The organism is Methylobacterium sp. 37f (assembly GCF_023093475.1).
Classification (GTDB): Bacteria; Pseudomonadota; Alphaproteobacteria; order Rhizobiales; family Beijerinckiaceae; genus Methylobacterium.
In genome coordinates this window covers 35108-55806 of record NZ_JAGHKN010000035.1, presented here as the reverse complement: position 1 = coordinate 55806, position 20699 = coordinate 35108, and the positions used below count along the sequence as shown (strand labels likewise).

At 63.6% G+C, this 20699-nt stretch carries 19 protein-coding genes; 3 read left to right on the top strand and 16 right to left on the bottom strand.

Annotated features, from left to right (window positions below; all coding sequences use genetic code 11):
* The 9 genes from J7U37_RS19655 to J7U37_RS19615 form a co-directional block, all read right to left on the bottom strand.
* Positions 1 to 309, bottom strand: a 309-nt coding sequence (locus tag J7U37_RS19655) for a DUF444 family protein (RefSeq protein ID WP_247636793.1), incomplete at its 3' end; no start/stop codon positions are given.
* Positions 310 to 414: 105 nt separating this feature from the next.
* Positions 415 to 2361 carry a PrkA family serine protein kinase gene (locus tag J7U37_RS19650; RefSeq protein ID WP_247636792.1) on the bottom strand — a complete coding sequence of 649 codons (1947 nt, stop codon included), beginning with the start codon at positions 2359 to 2361 and terminating at the stop codon, positions 415 to 417.
* Positions 2362 to 2560: 199 nt separating this feature from the next.
* Positions 2561 to 2995: a 4-aminobutyrate aminotransferase gene (locus tag J7U37_RS19645; protein WP_247636791.1), complete on the bottom strand. Its 435-nt coding sequence runs from the start codon at positions 2993 to 2995 to the stop codon at positions 2561 to 2563.
* A 115-nt stretch (positions 2996 to 3110) separates the two neighbouring features.
* The gene (locus tag J7U37_RS19640; protein ID WP_247636790.1) at positions 3111 to 3641 is read right to left on the bottom strand and encodes a MerR family transcriptional regulator; all 531 of its coding nucleotides are present in this window, start codon (positions 3639 to 3641) and stop codon (positions 3111 to 3113) included.
* A gap of 7 nt (positions 3642 to 3648) precedes the next feature.
* Complete coding sequence (locus J7U37_RS19635; protein WP_056184209.1) at positions 3649 to 3969, bottom strand: integration host factor subunit alpha; 321 nt, start codon at positions 3967 to 3969, stop codon at positions 3649 to 3651.
* 117 nt (positions 3970 to 4086) lie between these two features.
* Positions 4087 to 5094 carry a beta-ketoacyl-ACP synthase III gene (locus tag J7U37_RS19630; RefSeq protein WP_247636789.1) on the bottom strand — a complete coding sequence of 336 codons (1008 nt, stop codon included), beginning with the start codon at positions 5092 to 5094 and terminating at the stop codon, positions 4087 to 4089.
* 28 nt (positions 5095 to 5122) lie between these two features.
* Positions 5123 to 6157, bottom strand: coding sequence for a phosphate acyltransferase PlsX (plsX, locus tag J7U37_RS19625; RefSeq protein ID WP_247636794.1), 1035 nt, complete (start codon positions 6155 to 6157; stop codon positions 5123 to 5125).
* 201 nt (positions 6158 to 6358) lie between these two features.
* A complete protein-coding gene (locus J7U37_RS19620) occupies positions 6359 to 6868 on the bottom strand; it encodes a DUF177 domain-containing protein (RefSeq protein ID WP_247636788.1) in 510 nt (169 codons plus the stop codon).
* A complete protein-coding gene (locus J7U37_RS19615) occupies positions 6865 to 7467 on the bottom strand; it encodes a ubiquinol-cytochrome C chaperone family protein (protein ID WP_247636787.1) in 603 nt (200 codons plus the stop codon). The genes J7U37_RS19620 and J7U37_RS19615 overlap by 4 nt, the downstream gene beginning before the upstream one ends.
* Before the next feature lie 204 nt (positions 7468 to 7671).
* Between J7U37_RS19615 and J7U37_RS19610 the strand changes: the two genes are divergently transcribed.
* Both J7U37_RS19610 and J7U37_RS19605 read left to right on the top strand, forming a co-directional pair.
* The gene (locus J7U37_RS19610; protein ID WP_056184219.1) at positions 7672 to 8169 is read left to right on the top strand and encodes an outer membrane protein assembly factor BamE; all 498 of its coding nucleotides are present in this window, start codon (positions 7672 to 7674) and stop codon (positions 8167 to 8169) included.
* A gap of 149 nt (positions 8170 to 8318) precedes the next feature.
* Positions 8319 to 10772 carry a PAS domain-containing protein gene (locus J7U37_RS19605; protein WP_247636786.1) on the top strand — a complete coding sequence of 818 codons (2454 nt, stop codon included), beginning with the start codon at positions 8319 to 8321 and terminating at the stop codon, positions 10770 to 10772.
* Between the two features lie 112 nt (positions 10773 to 10884).
* On the opposite strand, the gene J7U37_RS19600 is transcribed toward J7U37_RS19605, so the two are convergent.
* The 3 genes from J7U37_RS19600 to J7U37_RS19590 all read right to left on the bottom strand — a co-directional run bounded on the left by J7U37_RS19600 (position 10885) and on the right by J7U37_RS19590 (position 14694).
* Positions 10885 to 11559 (bottom strand): HAD-IA family hydrolase, encoded by a 675-nt coding sequence (locus J7U37_RS19600; protein WP_156376030.1) that lies wholly within the window; start codon positions 11557 to 11559, stop codon positions 10885 to 10887.
* Positions 11556 to 13367, bottom strand: coding sequence for a PAS domain S-box protein (locus J7U37_RS19595; protein WP_247636785.1), 1812 nt, complete (start codon positions 13365 to 13367; stop codon positions 11556 to 11558). Before J7U37_RS19595 ends, J7U37_RS19600 begins: the two co-directional genes overlap by 4 nt.
* 235 nt (positions 13368 to 13602) lie before the next feature.
* Positions 13603 to 14694, bottom strand: a complete 1092-nt coding sequence (locus J7U37_RS19590; protein ID WP_056482093.1) for an alkene reductase — start codon at positions 14692 to 14694, stop codon at positions 13603 to 13605.
* Positions 14695 to 14932: 238 nt separating this feature from the next.
* Here J7U37_RS19590 and J7U37_RS19585 point away from each other — a divergent pair, with 238 nt between their 5' ends.
* Positions 14933 to 16015 (top strand): catalase family protein, encoded by a 1083-nt coding sequence (locus J7U37_RS19585; RefSeq protein WP_056482090.1) that lies wholly within the window; start codon positions 14933 to 14935, stop codon positions 16013 to 16015.
* Between the two features lie 72 nt (positions 16016 to 16087).
* On the opposite strand, the gene J7U37_RS19580 is transcribed toward J7U37_RS19585, so the two are convergent.
* From J7U37_RS19580 to ribH, 4 genes are all read right to left on the bottom strand, one after another.
* A complete protein-coding gene (locus J7U37_RS19580; RefSeq protein WP_056184232.1) occupies positions 16088 to 18235 on the bottom strand; it encodes a sodium-translocating pyrophosphatase in 2148 nt (715 codons plus the stop codon).
* Positions 18236 to 18572: 337 nt separating this feature from the next.
* Positions 18573 to 19562 (bottom strand): thiamine-phosphate kinase, encoded by a 990-nt coding sequence (gene thiL, locus J7U37_RS19575; RefSeq protein ID WP_247636784.1) that lies wholly within the window; start codon positions 19560 to 19562, stop codon positions 18573 to 18575.
* Positions 19563 to 19568: 6 nt separating this feature from the next.
* Positions 19569 to 20045: a transcription antitermination factor NusB gene (gene nusB, locus J7U37_RS19570; RefSeq protein WP_056184236.1), complete on the bottom strand. Its 477-nt coding sequence runs from the start codon at positions 20043 to 20045 to the stop codon at positions 19569 to 19571.
* A 23-nt stretch (positions 20046 to 20068) separates the two neighbouring features.
* Positions 20069 to 20575 carry a 6,7-dimethyl-8-ribityllumazine synthase gene (ribH, locus tag J7U37_RS19565; protein WP_056184363.1) on the bottom strand — a complete coding sequence of 169 codons (507 nt, stop codon included), beginning with the start codon at positions 20573 to 20575 and terminating at the stop codon, positions 20069 to 20071.
* Positions 20576 to 20699 lie beyond the last annotated feature (124 nt).

Genomic DNA, 20699 nt, shown 5'->3' with positions numbered 1-20699 from the left:
GCCCTCCCCCGAACCCTTGCCGCTGCCACCTGAGGGCGGGCGCTCGATGCGGTCGCCCTCCACGTAGGTCTTGTTGCCCGGCAGGATGTGGTCGTGAAGGCCGGTGCCGGGTTGGCGTGCGAAGCGCGGCTCCCGAACCCCATCGACCGGGACCGAGACGCGGCCGTCCTTACCGAGATCCTTGATGTCCTTTTCCCGCGCGGATTCCCGCACGGCGCGCTGGGCCACATCTTTCACCCGGCGCAGGAAGCGCTGGCGGTTTGCGAGGCTCTTGCCCCCGGGATTCAGGCGACGATCGACGATGTGCATCCGGTGTGTGTGCCTTCACCCTCGGAATCAATGTGGGATCGACTGGCCGGAGCGGCCACCGGAGTGGCCACCCCTTCACCTGTAGGACGGGACGTATTGCGCGCCCTAGCCTGCCTGCTTCACCCGCATGTACCATTCGACCAGACGGCGCACCTGCCGCTCGGTGTAGCCGCGCGACACCATCCGGTCGACGAACTCGCCGTGCTTCTTCTCCGTCTCGCCGTCCTTCTTAGAGCCGAAGGAGATAACGGGCAGGAGTTCCTCGACCTGACTGAACATGCGTCGCTCGATGACCTCACGCAGCTTCTCGTAAGACGTCCAGGACGGGTTGCGGCCGCCGTGTTGCGCTCGAGAGCGCAGAGCGAATTTGACCACCTCGTTCCGAAAGTCCTTCGGATTGGCGATGCCCGCCGGTTTCTCGATCTTGGTCAGTTCCTGGTTGAGGAGTTCGCGGTTGAGGAGCTGGCCCGTCTCGGAATCCTTGAAGTCCTGGTCCTCGATCCAGGCATCAGCGTAGTCGATGTAACGGTCAAACAGGTTTTGTCCGTAGTCGTGGTAAGATTCGAGGTAAGCTTTCTGGATCTCGTGTCCAATGAACTCCGCGTAGCGCGGAGCCAGCTCCGTCTTGATAAACTCCAAGTAGCGCTTCTCGGTTTCCGGGGGCAGCTGTTCGCGCCGCAGGGATTGCTCTAGCACGTACATGAGGTGGACCGGATCGGCCGAAACTTCCGTGGTATCGTGGTTGAAGGTCGCTGCCATCACCTTAAAGGCGAAGCGGGTGGAGATCCCGTCCATGCCCTCGTCAACGCCGGCAGCGTCCTTGTATTCCTGCATCGAACGGGCGCGAGGATCGACCTCGCGGAGGGATTCACCGTCGTAGACCCGCATCTTCGAGAAAGCATTGGAGTTGGCGTGCTCGCGTAGGCGCGAGAGCACCGAGAAGCGGGCCAGCATCTCCAGGGTACCCGGCGCGCAGGCAGCGTCGGATAGTTCGGATCCGGAGACCAGCTTCTCGTAAATCCGCTGTTCCTCGGTTACCCGGAGGCAGTACGGCACCTTGATCACGTAAATGCGATCGATAAAAGCTTCGTTGTTCTTGTTGGTCTTAAAGGTCTGCCACTCGGACTCGTTCGAGTGAGCCAGGATGATGCCTGTGAATGGGATCGCCCCGATGTTCTCGGTACCGACGTAGTTGCCCTCCTGCGTGGCGGTCAGGAGAGGGTGCAGCATCTTGATCGGGGCTTTGAACATCTCGACAAATTCGAGAACGCCCTGGTTCGCCCGGTTCAAGCCACCCGAGTACGAGTAAGCATCGGGGTCGGCTTGCGAGAGGGTCTCCAGTCGACGGATATCGACCTTGCCGACGAGACTGGAGATGTCCTGATTGTTCTCATCGCCGGGCTCGGTCTTGGCGATGGCGATCTGGCGAAGGCGCGACGGCCGAACCTTGATCACCTTGAATTTCGAGATGTCGCCGTTGAACTCGTCGAGCCGCTTCAGGGCCCAGGGGCTCATCAGTCCGGTCAGGCGGCGCTTGGGGATGCCGTAGCGCTCTTGGATTTCGGTTCCCATCGCCTCGGGGTCGAACAGCCCAAGGGGACTCTCGAAGACCGGGGAGACCTCATTGCCGGCCTTCAGAACGTAGATGGGGTGTGTCTCCATCAACGCCTTGAGGCGTTCGGCCAGAGAGGACTTACCGCCGCCGACGGGCCCAAGCAGATAGAGAATCTGCTTGCGTTCTTCCAATCCCTGCGCCGCATGGCGGAAGAACGACACGATGCGCTCGATCGTCTCCTCCATTCCGTAGAACTCGGCGAAGGCGGGATAGATGCGGATGGTGCGGTTCATGAACACGCGCCCGAGGCGCGGGTCCTTTGCGGTGTCTACGAATTCCGGCTTGCCGATGGCCTCCAGGATGCGCTCGGCGGCGGAGGCGTACATCAGCGGCTCGTCGCGGCACGCCTCGAGATACTCGGAGAGGCTCATCTCCGTATCGCGACGCGCCTCGTAGCCACGGGCGAAGCTCTGAAACAGGTCGTTCGTCGACGGCATAGGCTTTCCGATCCCCTCACGACAGCGACAGCTTCATCCTGTCTCGCCTTGGATGCAACTGACAGGCCCAGTTTTGTCGCAGCGCATTCACGGCGGAATTTGACCGCGCGATGTGTGCGACAGGGCAACACTCCGGCCTGCCTCTTGGGTTCGGTGTGGGGGCACGCGGACAAAGCCACGCCGCGGCCCCGACTGCGGCTCAGAGGTCGGTGGCATCCTTCTTCGCCGTCGAATCAGGTTTTGCTGCGCCGACCGTGATCTTGATGTTCTGGGTCTGGACGTTCCCGTCAGAATCCTTGACGTCCACCGTCACTTCGTCGGCGCCGGTGAAGCCGTCCTTACTCTGGTAGAACACGGCCTGCACTGCGGCCTCCTTGCCCGGGCAACGATATTTCGCCGGCGTCTTGAGCTTGCCGACCTTCGTGATGAGCGAGCCGTTCTTGGGCGCACCGCTGACCCGGATTTCCGGCATCGGACCTGTCGAACAATCCTTCTTGAGGTTTGGTACGATGGCAAGGCGTACGCTTTTTCCGCTGGCGGCGGTCTCGCTGCGGGTGACCGTGGTCTGCGCCAGTGCCGGTCCGGCTAGAACGACGCTGGCGGCCAGGAAGGTGAAGGAACGGGCAAGCAGCATGCGGACGAACTCCGATCACGCCGGACGATCCGCGCGGGACGCGGTGGATTCGGTCCGGTTGTTGAGAATGTGGGGATCGTGAGCGCGACCGTCGAGTGGGCGATGGGTCGATCCCTTAGGAGCCGGCTTTACTCTCGGGCAGCCGGCGCAGGTGGGCGATGGCTTCGCGGCACGCTTGTAGATCACCGAGGACGTCGACCAGGACTGCCCGCTGCTTTGGACTCAGGGGCTCGGCCGCGGGGAGCACGACATGTTGAACATCCACGTCGGCATCCTGAATCGACGGTGCGGCCACGACGGCTTCGCCGCGTCCCACCGACTGAACGAAGCGGAGGCCGCGTTCACGCAGCACCCGCTGGGCGCCCTTGATGGTGTAGCCCTGCCCATGGAGGAGGCGCTTGATGCCCTTCAGCAGGGCAACGTCTTCGGGCCGATAGTAGCGCCGCCCGCCCGCACGCTTGATGGGACGAATCTGAGCAAAGCGCGTTTCCCAGAAGCGCAGGACATGCTGAGGCACGTCCAATTGTTCGGCGGCCTCCTTGATGGTGCGGAACGCCCCAGCGCTCTTCTCGAGCGCTTCCTGCACAGCAGGGGCTCCCTCGCAATGGGACTCGTTGATGTCGTCGATCCGCGTGGCGAGGGACATGGCAGGCCTACTCGTCGTCGTGTTCGCCCGCGCCGTTGATGCCGTTGATGCGGGCCTTCAGCACATTTGAGGGCTTGAAAACCATGACTTGGCGCGGTTCGATTGCAACTTCGACACCGGTTTTGGGATTGCGGCCGACCCGGCGGCCCTTGCTTCGAACAACGAAGGATCCAAACGAGGATAACTTCACCGTTTCGCCGCTGGCGAGGCAGGTACAAATCTCGGATAGAACCGTCTCGACCAATGCTGAAGACTCAGTGCGTGACAGGCCAACCTGCTGATAGACGGCCTCGCTCAAATCGGCGCGTGTGACCGTCTTTCCCGTCATGAAACATTCCCCGAAGCGATTCGTGTTTTCTTAGTATCTCTATGATTGCGCACGCTAATCGGCGTTCAGTCTGGGGTCAACAGTGCGTGAGGCACCCCGTGGCAAGCGGTGACGCGCTTACCAGCGGATCAGGGCTGCGCCCCAGGTGAACCCACCGCCAATCGCCTCGATCATCACGAGGTCGCCGCGCCGGATTCGGCCATCCTTACATGCGACGTCGAGGGCCAATGGAATCGAGGCCGCCGATGTGTTGCCGTGTCGGTCGACCGTGAGCACCACCTTCTCGCGCGCAATCCCAAGTTTATCGGCCGAGGCTTCGATGATCCGTCGATTGGCTTGGTGGGGTACGAACCAGGACAGGTCCTCCGCGGTGGTGCCGGATCCGCGAAAGGCATCGTCGATGACATCGGTGACCGAGCCCACCGCGAACCGGAACACCTCCTTGCCGGTCATGCGCAGGTGGCCCGTGGTACCAGTGGAGCCAGGGCCGCCATCAACGTAAAGCTTGTCCCGGTGTCGGCCATCTGAGCGCAGGCTTGCACTCAGGACGCCGCGATCGGCGTTGGTGCCCTCGCCTTCGCTCGCTTCCAAGACGATGGCGCCAGCGCCGTCGCCGAAGAGAACGCAGGTCGTACGATCCTCCCAGTCGAGGATTCGCGAGAACGTTTCGGCCCCGATGACCAGCGCGCGCTTGACGCTTCCAGTGCTCAGGAACTTGTCAGCGGTGGTCACAGCATAGACGAATCCGGCGCAGACCGCCTGGACGTCGAAAGCGAATCCACCTCCCAGACCGAGGGATGCCTGAATCTCCGTTGCTGTGGATGGAAAGGTATGATCGGGCGTGGAGGTGGCGCAGATGATGAGATCGATGTCGTTGGCGGTCAGTCCAGCTTGGTCGAGCGCTGCTTGCGCGGCTCGGGTGCCCAAGACGGCTGTCGTTTCCGAGGCATCCGCGAGATAGCGCTGCCGTATTCCCGTGCGCTGCACGATCCACTCGTCAGAGGTATCGACGGTGCGGCTAAGTTCCTCGTTGCTGACGCAACGGGCCGGCAGGGCGGAGCCGCAGCCGACCACGACGGACCGCAGAACTTTCTCAGCGGTAACCGTCCCGGTGGTAACCGTCATGATTCCGTCCTTTTGTTCGCTGCTCCCGTCATGACGTTGCCGCGGCTGGTGTCAGGTCGAGCATATCGCGGATTGTGCGCATCAAGTCGTGCCGAGCCATATCGTGGGCGAGGTCGACGGCCGCCGCGAAGCCGTTCGCGTCCTCGGAGCCGTGGCTCTTGATGACAATACCCTCGAGCCCGAGGAACACGCCACCATTGGCTCGGCTCGGATTCATTTTGTCCCTCAGGGCTTTGAAAGCTTGGCGGGCGAAAAAGTAGCCGATCTTGGCTGAGAGCGTCCGGCTCATCGCGCTGCGGAGATAGCTGGCGATCTGCTTGGCGGTCCCCTCCGCGGTCTTCAAAGCGATGTTGCCGGTGAATCCTTCCGTGACGACGACGTCGACCGTGCCCTTGCCGAGATCGTTGCCTTCGACGAATCCATGATAGCTGAGGTTCGGTAGATCGGTCTCGCGCAGGTAGCGGGCGGCTTCCTTGACCGCCTCGTTGCCCTTCATCTCCTCGGTGCCGACATTGAGCAGTCCGACCGTGGGCCGGTCGAGGTCGAACACGATCCGGGCCATAGCCGAGCCCATGACGGCCATTTCGACGAGATGCTCGGCATCGGTGCCGATGGTCGCACCAACGTCGAGGACGACGCTCTCGCCTCGGACCGTCGGCCAGAGACAGGCAATGGCCGGACGCTCGATTCCCGCCAGCGTTTTCAAGCAAATCTTCGACATCGCCATCAAGGCGCCGGTGTTGCCGGCCGAGACGGCCGCGTCGGCCTCGCCATCCTTCACGGCCTGGATGGCGCGCCACATCGAGGATTTCCCGCGTCCAGAGCGCACCGCCTGGCTTGGCTTCTCGTCCATCGCGATTGCGATCGTCGTGTGGCGGATCTCCACGGCGCCTTTCAGGCGCGGTTCGGCAGCCACCAAGGGTGTGAGGATTGCCTCATCCCCAAACATCAGGAACGTCATCTCGGGATGGCGCTCGCGGGCGATGGCAGCGCCGGGCACCACGGTGGTGGGGCCATGGTCGCCGCCCATGGCGTCGAGCGAGATGCACACTCTCTGGGACATATCGGGTGGCCGGTGGCCTCTGATCGTGGAAAAGGAATGCCTCTCTACGAAGAGACAGCGAGGCGGACGGGCGAGATGGCGGGGTGGTTTCGAAAAACCGGCCCCCTCCCCGGCGCGCCGGAAAATAGCGATTGATGACCGCCGGGCAAACGAAATCTGAGCCTTCGTTCGCATGCCGACCCATCGAGGCGGCTCATGGACTCAGTCTTTGGCGGACTTCAGACCGCGCAGGGCTGCGAGCGGCCCCTCGTCCGCGTCCTCGATATGGGGTTCAAAGGCCACGCCCGGCTTGCGCGGATAAGGATCCAGCCCGAGCGCCAGAAACTCGGCCGTGATCGTTCCGAAATCGATCTTGCCGCCGACGATGGGGTCGGGGATATCGGCATCCTCCGCATCAGTCCCTTCAAGTCGGTCGGTATCCGTGAACAGCAGGTCTACGGACTCCGAAACCGGGCCTTCGAATGGCTCCAGGGTCACGGTACAGACTTGGGTCACCAGAGCGGCGACGGTTCCACGCACTCGGAAGGCCGACGGCGGCCCACTCGTCTCGAAGGTCCCCACCAGCTCCTGGATGGACGGAGTCCCGAAATCCGCTGCAAGAGCCGCGCATTCCTCTGGGCTCGCCGTCACGATCAATCTGCCGTCGCTACGCCTGAGGCGATCGACGCTGACAATGCGTGAAAGTGGCCCGGCTTCTTCGTAACGTGTCATGATGCTGTCCGTGTCGGATCGGCGTTCGACTTCGCGAAGGGCATCGCAAAGGATCGAGGCGGTGGGAACTGTGGGCCGATGCCGATCAGCCCGTCGAGATCGGAGCGCGCCAGAGCGGCATCGCTGGCGAGGACGTAATTCGCCAAACCTGCAGCCGCCGCAGGCGTATCCTGTCCGAGTACGTTGCGGGCCAGGACCGCTTTCAGGCCTTCTGCGTCTCCGGCATCGAGTGCGGTCTCGTAGCTCTCTGCACGCCCATAGAAGGCGGAGCCGAGCTTTTTCATGCGCTTCGGCACGCCAAAATCGCCGATGCCGGATTCACGCAGCGACGAGTCGAGTTGCAGGAAGACCGAGTTGACTAGGTCCTGAGCCACGTCCGCCGCCGGCTCAGGCATATGGTTCAGACGTCGCAACACCAGGATGACGTGGAGGATCAGGCATTCGAACCGTCCTTCCAGCGAGTCCGGCACGCCGATATCGGTGTACAATTCCGGGCGCCGTGCCGCATCATTGATCCGCCTGTGCAGCGTCTCGATCAAACGCTGGCGCGGACTTGGCTGTCCCCAAGCGCGCAAGCGCTGTAGCAGTCCCGCCATCATGCGTATGTCCTCCCGACGGTTGGCTGATGACCGACAGAGACGATCGGCGCATGTGGCTGGGCTTGCCTTGTCAAAACCATAACCCCGCGTTACGGCAGCGAACGGTCAAGGTGCAACCTCCATCGGGATTCTTCAGCTCGGTGCCGAGCCGCTACCGAAGCCGGTAGACGCGTCCAGTTTTTCCACTGTCAGCAAGGGTGGCCGATGTCGCGCCGTCTCGTTTCATCGCTCGCTCGCCTCGCCGTCCTCGGCGTGATCGCAACGGGTGTGTCCGGCTGCATCGGCGAGGACATTCGTCACGGCTATCAGATCGATCAAGCGGCCCTGGCTACCGTCAAGCCCGGCATGAGCGCCGAGCAGGTGCTTCAGGCTCTGGGCACACCCTCCACCGTGTCTACCGTCGGCAACAAGTCCTGGTACTACATCAGCCAGAACACGCGCCGCACCGTCCTGTTCCTTGGCGAGCAGGTTGAGGATCAGAAGGTCACAGCGGTTTATTTTAATTCCGCTTTCAAGGTCGAGCGGGTAGCCCTCTACGGCCTTCAGGATGGGCGCGTCTTCGACTTCATTCAGCGTACGACCCCCACCAGCGGTGCCGACCGCGCCTTCATCAGCCAACTCTTCCGAGGTCTGACCAAGTATGAGCCGTTCGGAAGCGGTTCCGGTACGAGCGTGGTTCCCGGCGCCAATCGCGGTCAGTAATCGGACTCGTCCAGCGGCGAGTGCATGACGCGCCTCGCCGTATCGTGAGGCAAACTTCCCAAACGCGGGGAGATTTGCACAATGGGAATGACCTCGGTGCATGATCGGCTCTCCCGGGCTCAGACCCGGGCGGGCAGAGGATATAGAGGATGCCGTTTCGCGAGGCCTTTCTCGTAGAGGGTGGCGAGGCCGGCGCGCTTTTGCGCAATCACGATTGGTTGGCGACCTCGCTTGGGGCGCCAGCCGAATGGCCCCAGGCCCTCAAGACCCTGGTCGGAGTGATGCTCGGCTCGCAGCAGCCGATGCTCATTGTGTGGGGGCCGGACTACATCACCCTCTACAACGACGGTTACGCCGCAATGTGTGGCGCTCGGCATCCCAAAGCCCTCGGCGGTTCATTTCGCGAATTGTGGCACGACATCTGGGATCGCGTGGAGCCGATCCTGTCCCGTGCCTACGCGGGCGAGGCGACGCATATGGATGGCATCGCCTTCATCATGCATCGTAACGGGTATCCGGAAGAGACCTACTTTTCGTTCGGCTATACGCCTGTTCGCGACGAGACCGGACAAGTCGTCGGTATGTTCTGCGCCTGTGCGGAGACCACCGGGCGAGTGCATGCCGAGCGCAAGGCCAGTGCCGAGCGAGAGCGGCTCGAAACGCTCTTTGCCCAGGCCCCGAGTTTCATGGCGGTCCTACGCGGGCCCGAGCACCGATTTGAGCTCGCCAACCCTGCTTATCGGCGCCTTGTCGGCGACCGCTCTGTGGTCGGCCGTACGGTCGCCGAGGCGCTTCCGGACGCCGTGGCACAGGGGTATCTCGATCTCCTCGACACTGTCTATCGCACCGGGGAAGCTTTCACGGCGACCGCGTCGAGGATCGCCCTGCAGACCAAAGCGAGCGGCCCGGCGATCGAGCGCTACCTCGACTTTGTCTATCAGCCAATTTTCGATGACGATGGCGTCGTGACCGGGATCTTCGTCGAGGGCGTCGATGTGACCGATCGGGCTCTTGCCGAGATCGCTCTCCGTCGGAACGAAGCGGAACTTCGCAATCTCAATGCTGATCTCGAGCGTCAGGTCATCCTGCGGTCCGACGAGCGCGGTCTGACGTGGCAGGTCAGCCCCGACCTCCTCGGTGTCTTTCATCCTGATGGGTACTTCGAGCGCGTGAACCCAGCGTGGGAGGTGGTCTTAGGATGGACGGATACGGAAATTTCAGGGCGTCCCGTACTCGAACTCATCCATCCGGATGATGTCGCCCGGACCGCCGAAGCCATCCGGACTTTGGCACAGGCAATACCGGTCTTCCGCTTCGAGAATCGATATCGGACGCGCGACGGAAACTATCGCTGGCTCTCTTGGACGGCCGTCCCGGAGAGAGGGCGATCTTATTGCAGCGCCCGCGATGTTACGGATGAGAAGGCGCGGGAGGCTGCCCTCGATCAGGCCCAGGAGGCTCTGCGCCAAGCACAGAAGATGGAGGCGGTCGGCCAACTCACCGGAGGTGTGGCGCATGACTTCAACAACCTGCTTACCGTGATCAAGTCCTCGACCGACCTCCTGAAGCGGCCTGGCTTGGCTGAGGATCGGCGCCGCCGCTACGTCGACGCAATCTCCGACACGGTGGCGCGGGCCGCCAAGCTCACGGGCCAACTCCTCGCCTTTGCACGCCGGCAGGCGCTGAAGCCGGAAACTTTCAACGTCGGGACCGGAGTGTCGGCCATCAGCGAGATGATCGGGACCCTGACGGGCGCACGCATCGAGATCGTCGTCCAGGTGCCTCAGACCCCCTGTTTCGTAAACGCCGATCCGAGCCAGTTCGACACTGCACTCGTGAACATGGCGGTCAATGCGCGAGATGCCATGGGTGGCCAGGGCCGGCTGACAATCGAGGTCAGCCCAGTTGTCGGGATTCTACCACTGGACATCCGAAAGGGCGCGTTCGTAGCCGTTGCCCTCACGGATACCGGTACCGGGATCGCTCCGGGTGATCTGCATCGAATTTTCGAGCCGTTCTATACGACGAAGGGGGTCGGCCAGGGGACGGGCCTCGGACTTAGCCAAGTGTTCGGGTTCGCGAAACAGTCGGGCGGCGAGGTGGTGGTCCAGAGTCTTCCCGGCCGCGGCGCAACCTTCACGCTCTATCTTCCGCGCGTCTCGGAAGAGGCAGAGATCCCTGCAGTGCTCGAAGAGATCGAGCCTCTGACGGACGGGCACGGCACCTGTGTGCTTGTGGTGGAGGACAATCCGGAAGTTGGAGGGTTCGCGACCCAGACATTGGCGGAACTCGGATACCACACGGTCTGGGCCACCTCGGCCGCGGAAGCGTTGCATCAGCTTGAGAAAATTCCGTTTCGTTTCGAGGTGGTGTTCTCAGACATCGTCATGCCGGGCATGAACGGGATCGAACTCGCGAAAGAGATCTCACGACGGCGGCCGGATCTGCCGGTGGTGCTTGCCAGCGGCTATAGCCATATCCTTGCAAAAGAGGGGACGCATGGATTTGAGTTGCTACACAAGCCGTACTCGGTCGAGCAGTTGTCCCGCGTCCTAAGGAAAGCTGTGTCGCGGAGCCGACGTGTGCGAAGCGGCAGAGACTGAAGGACTTTCTGGTTTCGCCTGCTTCGGTTCGTTCGGTTCAGTTATGCGATGCAGAAACTATCCGGTGTTTGCGAAGGCCTGAGAGGAGGCCTTGCCTCCGTGGGACGCGTGGTCAGCGATCCTCCAGTCCGCGAACGGCAAGAGCCGGCGTGATTGCGACACAATCTCGAATGCTCGCCGGATTTGAAAAGATATGCGTCGGAGCCAACGCCGCGAGGGCTTCGACCCTTGTATACCCCCAAGAGACGGCTCCGAAGGCGCAGCCGACTTCACCCGCAGCGGACCAATCGCGGATTTCATCGCCGACATACAGTGTGTCGGCGGGAACGACGCCCGCCTCCCGGATCAGCGACCGCAGCCGCTTGGCCTTACCGAAGAGGGAAGCTCCGCAGGCGTAGTGCGTGAAACGCCGAGCATCGGCCGGTCCGAGGACCTGTCGGATGATGGTTTCGCGATTGGAACTTGCGATTCCAAGGCGGAGACCTGCGCGCTCGAGATCGATCAAAATTTCAGAAATCTCGGGGAAGAGCGAGATTGCGTCGATGTCGCGGGCTGCGAGACGATGCATGTGCCGGGTAATCAGCGGCAGCTTCCAGCCGGGAATCCCAAGGTGCCGAACGATGCCCCGGGCATCCATTCGCCGCAGGGTCTCGGTCTCATGCTCGGCGATGCGGGCAAACGCGTAGCGGTCGGCCACATCGTTGATGACTTTGGCAAACCAGGGAAAGCTATCGGCAAGGGTCCCGTCGAAATCGAACACAACGAGACGATAGAGGGGCAGGGTCAAGATCCAAGATTACCCACAGGAACCAAGAGCCGCATCACCAGGCCGCTCGGAGCCCAGTCCTGCTGAAGGGTCCCATCGAGCTGTCCCGCCACGCTGCGCTGTGCCAAGACCGTCCCGAAACCTTGTCGGCTCGGCGGTCCCGCGACGGCCGGTCCGCCGCTCTCGGCCCAGGTCAGAGTATAGGCTTCCCCATCGCGCCGGCCGGACAGGTGGACGCTCCCGGCCTCGGTCGATAAGCCCCCGTACTTCATCGCATTGGTGGCCTGCTCATGCATGACGAGAGCAAGAGCTGTGGCTGCACGCTCGCCCACGGCCACGTCATCGCCGGCAATGGTGATCCGCTCCCGGCCGTCCTGAACATAGGCGGCCATGATCAGCCGCATCAGGCCGAACAGGGTCTGGCCCTCCACCGGAGGCGCACTCGCGGGCGAGTGCGGTCTAACGTATTCGTGCGCCTGAGCGAGGGCGCTGAGGCGCTGCCGGAAGGCCGAAACGAAGGGGCGGGCAGCCGGGTCGGTGCGGGCCGAGAGGCCAGCAAGTCCACCCACCACGGCGAAGATGTTCTTGATCCGGTGCGAAAGCTCTTTGATCAAGAGGTCCTGTGCCTCCTCCGCCCGCTTGCGCTCGCGCAGGTCGCGGGTGACGGTGGCGTATCCGACGAAGCGGCCTTCGTCGTTGCGCAGCGGAAAGATGTTGTAGAGGACCGAGATCCCCTCCCCTGTCACGAAATGACGGAAGGCCAACTCGCCCTCCCACCAGCCCTGCCTCTCTACGGCAGGGAGAACCGTTCCGGTGATCAGCGACTGACTCCCGGGCATGAAGTAGTCCACGATCCGCGTTCCTGCCACGGCCGAGATGTCCGATAGTCCAACGAGCCGGCGCCCTGCCTCGTTGATGTGCTGTACACCGCCATCTCTGTCTGCGATGCCGATGAAGTCCTGCGACTGTTCCACGATGGCGGCGAGCTTGCGCGTTTCAGTCTCGGCTTGCTTCAGGTCCTCAATGTCGGTGCACGTTCCGAACCAGCGCTCGATTCGCCCCTCGGCGTCGATCAGCGGCATAGCCCGGCCCAAGGTCCAGCGATGGGTTCCAGAATGGTGGCGCAGGCGGTAGGCGACTTCGTAAGGTTCACCTGTGGCAAGGCTGTGCCGCCACCGGCCGAGGGCTCTCGCTCGATCATCCGCATGGACGATATGGTTCCAGGCGTCGCCGTCGGTTGAGCCGGCGGGTACGCCGGTGAACTCGTACCAGCGATCATTGTAGAAGTCGTGGTAGCCGTCCGGCTGGGTGGTCCACACCATCTGGGGCATCGCGCTCGTCATGACCCGGAACCGACGCTCGCTCGCCTGCAATTCCGCTTCCCGTGCGCTGACTTCGCTGCGCGTCCGTGTCAGTTCGATCAGCGTCGAGGCCTGCCGCGCCAAAGCCTCCAGCATCTCGACCTGCATCGGCGTGATCCCGTCTGGCCGGGCGACTTGGTCGAGGACGCACAGCGTGCCGAGGGGTAATCCCGAAGGCGAGCGGATCACCGCGCCAGCATAGAAGCGAAGCTTCCGCTCTCCGCTGACGAGGGGGTTGTCGCAAGTGCGGGGATCGAGAGCCAGGTCCGGGATCACCAGGAGGGCGTTTGATTCGATCGCATGTGAGCAGATCGACATTTGGCGCGGTGTCTCAGGCAAGTCGAACCCGACCCGGGCCTTGAACCACTGACGCTCCCCCTCGACCAGGCTCACCAGCGAAATGGGCGCGTGGCACACCAGAGCGGCGATACGGGTCAGATCGTCATAGACCGCTTCCTGCCCATTCACAGTCAGATCAAGGCTTTCGAGCTCCGCCAGTCGATCGGACTCGGTCCACCCGGTCGGTGCGGCTGAACAGAATTTGGCTGAAGGCAAAAGCAGCTATCCTCGACGGTCGCAACACATAGGATGTCTTCCCTCCGGCGGATAGCGCCAAGGTTGGTATTTCATCCCCAAAAGTACGCACCAGCTCTTGTGCCCAACACTGCAAGAGCTGGTGCGGTGATCAGGGTGACGTGAGGGATCAGGCCGCCTTGGCCGCGTCCCGTTCAGGATAATCGATGTACCCTTCGGGACCCTGGCTGTACCAAGTTTTCGCTTCGTCCTTGTTCAGCGGCGAGCCATCGAAGAGGCGTGCCGGCAGATCCGGGTTGGCGATGAAGGGACGTCCGAAGGCGATGGCATCCGCATGTCCCTCGTCCAGGGCAGCCTGCGCACGGACACCATCGTAATCCGAGTTGAGGATCAGGGGACCGTTAAACGCGGCCTTCATCGTCGGGGCAACCGGCGGATGATTGGCGGTGCCGAAGGTGCCATTCGGGCCGGGCTCGCGCAGTTCGAGGAATGCGATGCCAATCTTCGACAGAGCGGCAGCCGCTGCGCCGAAGAGGGCATCGGGGTTCGAGTCGTCGACACCCTGGATCGCGCCGTTGGGAGACAGGCGGACGCCGGTGCGATCCTTGCCGATGGCGTCGGCCACCGTCTGCGTCACCTCGGTCAGCAGGCGGATCCGGTTCTCGACCGATCCACCATAGGCATCGGTCCGAAGATTTGACCCGTCGCGCAGGAATTGGTCGATCAGATAGCCGTTCGCCGCATGAATCTGCACGCCGTCGAACCCAGCCTTGATGGCGTTGCGGGCGGCGCGCTCGTAATCGGCGCGCAGGCGCGGGATCTCGTCGATCGCGAGCGGCCGGGCCTCCCCGTAAGGCTTCTTGCCGTCGTAGGTATGGGCTGCATCCGGGGCCGTGGTGGCCGAGGCCGAAACAGGCTTCTGTCCGCCGAGAAAATCCGGGTGCACGATGCGGCCCATGTGCCAGAGCTGGCAGACGATCTTGCCGCCGGCTTCGTGTACGGCCTGGACGATCGGCTTCCACGCCTCGACCTGCTCGTCAGACCAGATGCCCGGAGCGAAGGGCCAGCCGAGGCCCTCCTGCGAGATGCCGGTTGCCTCCGTGAGAATCAGCCCCGCACTGGCGCGCTGACGGTAATATTCCACCATGATCGGTGTCGGCACGTGCGCGCGGGTGGCGCGTCCGCGGGTGAGTGGCGCCATGAAGACGCGGTTCTTGGCTTCGATCGCGCCGATACGGATCGGGTCGGACAGAGAGGGCATGCGGGAAGCTCACGTTGTTTCAAGGACAAACGGACGACTTGCAGCGTGCGCGGCGGTCGCCGCCGCAACATGTGGATGCTGCGCCGATGATGGCCAGCCACCTGGCCGGCGGGGATGATGCATTTGTGCGGGTGCGCACGCGACGGTGAATGGCGGGACGGCTGCCATGCCGGAACGGTGGGTTGCCGGGCACGGTTTGTCGGTGAAACCTCCCGCGCTCTCACCTTAAGGGCTGCCCATGCCGGTTCCGTCGCCTGTCCGTTACACCCCCGATCTCGAGCGTATTGAGTCGAACGAGACCGACGTCCAGAACGGCATGATCGCCCAATTCGCGAAGATCCAGGGAACGACCCTCAAGGATTACGGGCACGCCGTCCGCGGTGTCCATGCGAAGGCCCATGGATTGCTGACCGGGAGTTTGGAGGTGTTTGCCGATCTTCCCGGGCCTCTGGCCCAGGGGCTGTGTGCGCAACCGGCCGATCACCCGGTGGTCATGCGTTTCTCGACCAATCCGGGCGACATCCTCGATGACAGCATCTCGACACCGCGCGGGTTGGGCCTGAAAATTCTCGGAGTCCCGGGTGAGCGGCTGCCGGACGTGGAGGGTGACACGCAGGACTTCGTCATGGCGAATTCCCCCGCTTTTGTGGCACCGGACGCGGCGACATTTCTGAAAAGTCTCAAGCTGCTGGCTGCTACGACCGACACGCCGCAGATCTTCAAAAAGGCGTTCTCCGCCACACTGCGCGGCGTCGAAACAGTTCTGGAATCAATCGGGACCAAGAGCCCGACAGTGGTCAGCCTCGGCGGTCATCCCGAAACCCATATCCTCGGTGAGACGTTCTTTAGCCAGGTGCCAGTGCGCTGGGGGGACTATGTGGCCAAGGTCTCCGTGGCGCCGGTCTCCCCCGAACTGACGGCGCTGACCAACGCTGCGCTCAACGTGCATGGAAAGCCCGACGGCTTGCGCGAGGCGGTGACGGCCTTCTTCGCCGAGCACGACGCCACTTGGGAATTACGAGTGCAACTCCTCACCAACAGTGAGACGATGCCGGTGGAAGATGCTTCCGTGTCCTGGCCGGAGGCGGAGAGCCCCTACGTTGCGGTGGCTTGCATCCGGATTCCAAGACAGGAGAGTTGGAGTGCTGCCAAGGTGAAGACTCTCGATGATGGGCTCGCCTTCAATCCCTGGCACGGCCTCGAGGCGCACCGGCCGCTCGGATCGATCATGCGGGCGCGCCGCGCCGTCTATCCAAAATCCGCCGGGTTCCGGGCGGAGCATAACGGCTGTCCGATCCACGAGCCACGGACCCTGCCGTGAATCGGTGAAGGGCATGTTCGGATCACATGCCCTTCACACGGGTTTCACCGGTCCCGTGCCGTCGCCCCGAGGTCAGCTATGCGCCAGTACGGCCAGAAGCAGTAACGCGATGATGTTGGTGATCTTGATCGCTGGGTTCACTGCAGGACCGGCAGTATCCTTGTAGGGATCGCCGACGGTGTCGCCCGTCACGGCCGCCTTGTGGGCTTCCGAGCCCTTGCCGCCGTGATGCCCGTCTTCGATGTACTTCTTGGCATTGTCCCAGGCACCTCCGCCTGACGTCATCGAGACCGCGACGTAGAGCCCGGTGATGATCACGCCGAGAAGCATCGCTCCGACGGTGGCGAAGGCCTGCGACTTTCCTGCGATCGGCTGGATCACGAAGAACAGGACGATCGGCGACAGCACCGGCAGCAATGACGGCAGGATCATCTCCTTGATCGCCGCCCGGGTCAGCATGTCGACGGCACGCCCATAATCCGGCCGGTCGGTGCCTTGCATGATGCCGGGCTTCTCTCGGAATTGCCGGCGAACCTCCTCCACGACGGCGCCGGCTGCGCGACCCACCGCTGTCATCGCCATGCCGCCGAACAGGAATGGGATAAGCCCACCGAGGAGCAGGCCGACCACGACGTAGGGGTTCGAGAGCGAGAAATCGACGCTCACGCCCTGGAAGAAGCGGTACTGCGTCGGACTGGCGTTCGCGATGAAGTAGTTCAGGTCCGAGGTATAGGCGGCGAACAGTACCAACGCACCGAGACCGGCCGAGCCGATGGCGTAGCCCTTGGTCACCGCCTTGGTGGTGTTGCCGACGGCGTCGAGGGCGTCGGTGGACCTGCGCACATCCGGCGGCAGGCCGGCCATCTCGGCGATGCCGCCGGCATTGTCGGTGACCGGACCGAAGGCATCGAGCGCCACGATGAAGCCGGCCAGCGCCAACATGGCGGTGACCGCAATAGCGATGCCGAACAGGCCTGCCAGCGAGTAGGTACTGATGATCCCAGCCACGATCACCAGGGCGGGAAGCGCGGTGGATTCCAGCGAGATCGCGAGACCCTGGATCACGTTCGTGCCGTGGCCCGTGACCGAGGCGTCCGCGATGGACTTCACCGGCCGAAAGTTGGTGCCGGTGTAATACTCCGTGATGACGACGATCAGCGCCGTGATGACGAGGCCGATCACCGCGCAACCCAGAAGGCCACCGGAGGTGAAGGTGATCCCAGCGTTCGTGGTGAAGGCTGTGTTGAAGCCGCCGAACAGGGCGTAGTTGACGCCGGCAATCGCCACGATCGACAGGGCTCCGGCGGTGACCAGCCCTTTGTAGAGCGCGCCCATGATCGATTGATTGGCCCCGAGCCGCACTGCATAGGTGCCGGCGATAGAGGTCAGGATGCAGGCCGAGCCGATGGCGAGCGGGTAGAGCAGCATCGCTTCGAGGACGTTGCGCCCGGCAATATCGGTCTGGCCGGAGAAGAAGATCGCAGCGAGTACCATCGTGGCGACGACCGTCACCGCGTAAGTCTCGAACAGGTCGGCCGCCATGCCTGCGCAGTCGCCGACATTGTCCCCGACATTGTCCGCGATAGTGGCGGGATTGCGCGGATCGTCCTCCGGAATTCCGGCCTCGACCTTGCCGACGAGATCGCCGCCGACATCGGCGCCCTTCGTGAAGATACCCCCGCCAAGGCGCGCGAAGATCGAAATCAGCGAGGCGCCGAAGCCTAGCGCCACCAGAGCGTCGATGACATCACGGCTGGCCGGCGACAGGCCGGCGACGCGGGTGAGATAGCCGTAGTAGAGCGCGACCCCGAGAAGCGCGAGGCCGGCCACGAACATGCCGGTCACTGCCCCCGACTTGAAGGCCACGTCGAGTCCGCCACCGAGCGAGGTCGAGGCCGCCTGTGCGGTGCGGACATTGGCCCTTACAGAGACGTTCATGCCGATGAAGCCGGCGGCCCCCGACAGGATCGCACCGATGAGGAAGCCGACGGCGACCTTGAGACCGAGGAAGTAGGCGAGCGCCACGAACAGTACGAGCCCGACCACGGCGATGGTGGCGTATTGGCGCCGAAGATAGGCTTGCGCACCCTCCGCGATCGCCCCCGCAATCTCCTGCATGCGCTGGGTGCCGGCGTCGCGCTTCATCACGTCATTGATGGTGACAATGCCATAGGCGACGGCGCACAGCCCGCCCAGGATGATAAGCAACAAAGCTGTCATTCGACGGTCCTTGATTGGCGATGCCCGTGCGGGTCGGACGTGGCGTTCCTGGACTTTGGGCCGTACTTTCGGTGCGTGCGCAGCTTTTCAGGCGTGCGATGGTCATCGTTCGCGCGTGCGTCTCGGCCACGCGCGGCGTTTCTGTTCTTGTGCATCTCCTTACAAGGAATGCCTGCTCTGAGTGCCAAAATTTACCGACGCTTGCAAATGCGGCTTAGCTTTTTCATCCGTGAATATTTGTGCACCGCAGCATCAAGCGAGCTTACCGCAAGTTCTTACAAGCTCCCGGCCGTATCATGTGGGTTCAGACTTGGCACCCCGCGAAGCGGCCGGCATCTCAGAAGTGGCTGAAGGAGCCGGTACCGAGAGCGCGTGGCGTGCCATCCGCATCCTGGAAGGCCGGAGGCCCGAATCCGGCTGTGACTGTGCCGATGCAGGCCAGCGCTGTACCGGCTGCGACGGCTTCGGCGAGGCAGGCGTCCAGGTTCTCGGGCGCCACGGCACAAAGGATCTCGTAATCGTCGCCACCGGTCACGATCAGGGGCAGCAGGGCTGGCTCCAGCGCCAGGGCGTTAGCGGCGGCCGCGGAGAGCGGGACGCGGCTGAGTTCAATGTCAGCGGAGCGCCCCTCCCCTTTGATCATCTTGGTCAAATCACCGGCGAGGCCGTCGGAGACGTCCATAGCGGCTCGGGCGTAGCGGCGCAGGATCGGAGCCAAGGCGATGCGCGGGCGGGGATGCCAGTAGCGGTCGACGAGGGCATCGCAATCCGCTGCGGCCATCGCCCGAGCCCAGTCCGGGGGACGAGGTCCGCGCAGCAGCAAGCCCAGGGCAGCATCGCCGATGCTCCCGCTGACGCAGATCCGGTCGCCGATCTGCGCAGTCCGGCGCCTGACGATGCCGCCCGTAGGTACCTCGCCAATCGCGGTCACGCCGATCACCGCCGGTCCGGCGGCCCGCACGGTATCGCCGCCAAGGAGGTCGAGCCCGAAATCGGCGAGGCCGTCGCCGAGGCCGGCCACGAAGGCGGCGAGCCATGCTTCGGTCCAGTCGTCGGGCAGAGCGAGCGTCAGCAGGATGCCGCGCGGGCGCGCACCTTTGGCGGCGAGATCCGAGACGTTCACGCCGAGCGCCTTGCGGGCGATCGAACCGGGGGGATCGTCCGAGAAGTAATGGACGCCCGCCACGATGGCGTCGGCTGTGAGAACGAGGTCGCAGCCGGGGCTCGGCGACAGCGTGGCGGCGTCGTCGCGCAGACCATCCGCTCCCGGGCCGGCCAGAGGCGCGAAGTAGCGCGTGATCAGCCCGTCCTCATCGGGCCGGGCCATGTGGGTTCAGGCCCGACCGGAGGCCGGAAGGCCGGCGAACTCGCTGCCGCGCACGTCCCGCGCCACCTTGTCTAGCACGCCGTTGACCATGCCCGGCTCGTCCCCGCCGTAGAAGCTGTGGGCGACGTCGACATATTCGGAAATGACGACCCGGGCCGGTACGTCGCGACGAGACATCAGTTCGTAGGCGCCGGCCCGTAGGATGGCCCGCAGCACCGCCTCGATGCGCTTGAGGGGCCAGCCTGTGGCGAGTGCCCCGTCCAGGAGGGGGTCGATGGCGCGCTGCTCGTCGACGACCCCGCGCAGGAGATCGCGGAAGAAGGCGATCTCGGCGGTCGGATGCGCGATGCCGTCGACCTCACGGCCAATCCAAAAGGTTTCGAACTCGGCAAGCGCCTCGATCACGCCCTTGCCCGAGATCTCCATATCGTAGAGCGCCTGAACCACCGAGAGGCGCGCGCCGCTGCGCTCGGCGGTCTTCATCCCGGAGTCCTTAGCCATGATGCTCAATCCTCTCCGACCGACGCCGCCGACGCGTCGCGCTTGAGCGACAGCACCGCGAGCGCAGCCTCGGCGGCTCCGCCGCCCTTGTTGAGTTCTGCGACCCGGGCCCGGGCCTGGGCTTGGGCCTCGGTTTCCACCGTCAGGATGCCATTGCCTAGCGGCAAGCGTAGGGTGACGGACAGGTCCATCAGCGCCCGCGCGCTCTCGCCCGCGACGATGTCATAGTGACCGGTCTCGCCGCGGATGACGCAGCCGAGCGCCACCACGGCGTCGTAGGGCTGGCCTGCGCGGGCGGCGGCCTCGACCAGAATCGCAATGGCGGACGGAATTTCAAGGGCACCCGGCACCGTCACCACAGTAGCGACGGCCTCGGCCGCCACCAGTGCGGCTTCCGCGCCTGCCAGAAGCTCGTCCGCAAGATCCTCGTAGTAGCGGGCCTCGACCACGAGGACGCGCGCCCCCCTGACGTTGGCGGGAGCAGTGCGGGCAGCGTAGGCGAGGGATACCATCGAGGGGCCTTCACGGGTGCGGTCGATGATCGGCACGCAGGATCCGACCGCTGGGCGAGCCCCTTCGATCGCAGGCGCGAGCGATAGACCGAAGGCGACGCTCCCACAAGCGCGATGCCTGTTT

Coding starts and splice junctions, on each gene's coding strand:
- J7U37_RS19650 (WP_247636792.1), bottom strand. CDS start 2,361: ATGCCGTCGACGAACGACCTGTTTCAGAGCTTCGCCCGTGGCTACGAG.
- J7U37_RS19645 (WP_247636791.1), bottom strand. CDS start 2,995: ATGCTGCTTGCCCGTTCCTTCACCTTCCTGGCCGCCAGCGTCGTTCTA.
- J7U37_RS19640 (WP_247636790.1), bottom strand. CDS start 3,641: ATGTCCCTCGCCACGCGGATCGACGACATCAACGAGTCCCATTGCGAG.
- J7U37_RS19635 (WP_056184209.1), bottom strand. CDS start 3,969: ATGACGGGAAAGACGGTCACACGCGCCGATTTGAGCGAGGCCGTCTAT.
- J7U37_RS19630 (WP_247636789.1), bottom strand. CDS start 5,094: ATGACGGTTACCACCGGGACGGTTACCGCTGAGAAAGTTCTGCGGTCC.
- plsX (WP_247636794.1), bottom strand. CDS start 6,157: ATGTCCCAGAGAGTGTGCATCTCGCTCGACGCCATGGGCGGCGACCAT.
- J7U37_RS19620 (WP_247636788.1), bottom strand. CDS start 6,868: ATGACACGTTACGAAGAAGCCGGGCCACTTTCACGCATTGTCAGCGTC.
- J7U37_RS19615 (WP_247636787.1), bottom strand. CDS start 7,467: ATGATGGCGGGACTGCTACAGCGCTTGCGCGCTTGGGGACAGCCAAGT.
- J7U37_RS19610 (WP_056184219.1), top strand. CDS start 7,672: ATGTCGCGCCGTCTCGTTTCATCGCTCGCTCGCCTCGCCGTCCTCGGC.
- J7U37_RS19605 (WP_247636786.1), top strand. CDS start 8,319: ATGCCGTTTCGCGAGGCCTTTCTCGTAGAGGGTGGCGAGGCCGGCGCG.
- J7U37_RS19590 (WP_056482093.1), bottom strand. CDS start 14,694: ATGCCCTCTCTGTCCGACCCGATCCGTATCGGCGCGATCGAAGCCAAG.
- J7U37_RS19585 (WP_056482090.1), top strand. CDS start 14,933: ATGCCGGTTCCGTCGCCTGTCCGTTACACCCCCGATCTCGAGCGTATT.
- J7U37_RS19580 (WP_056184232.1), bottom strand. CDS start 18,235: ATGACAGCTTTGTTGCTTATCATCCTGGGCGGGCTGTGCGCCGTCGCC.
- thiL (WP_247636784.1), bottom strand. CDS start 19,562: ATGGCCCGGCCCGATGAGGACGGGCTGATCACGCGCTACTTCGCGCCT.
- nusB (WP_056184236.1), bottom strand. CDS start 20,045: ATGAAGACCGCCGAGCGCAGCGGCGCGCGCCTCTCGGTGGTTCAGGCG.
- ribH (WP_056184363.1), bottom strand. CDS start 20,575: ATGGTATCCCTCGCCTACGCTGCCCGCACTGCTCCCGCCAACGTCAGG.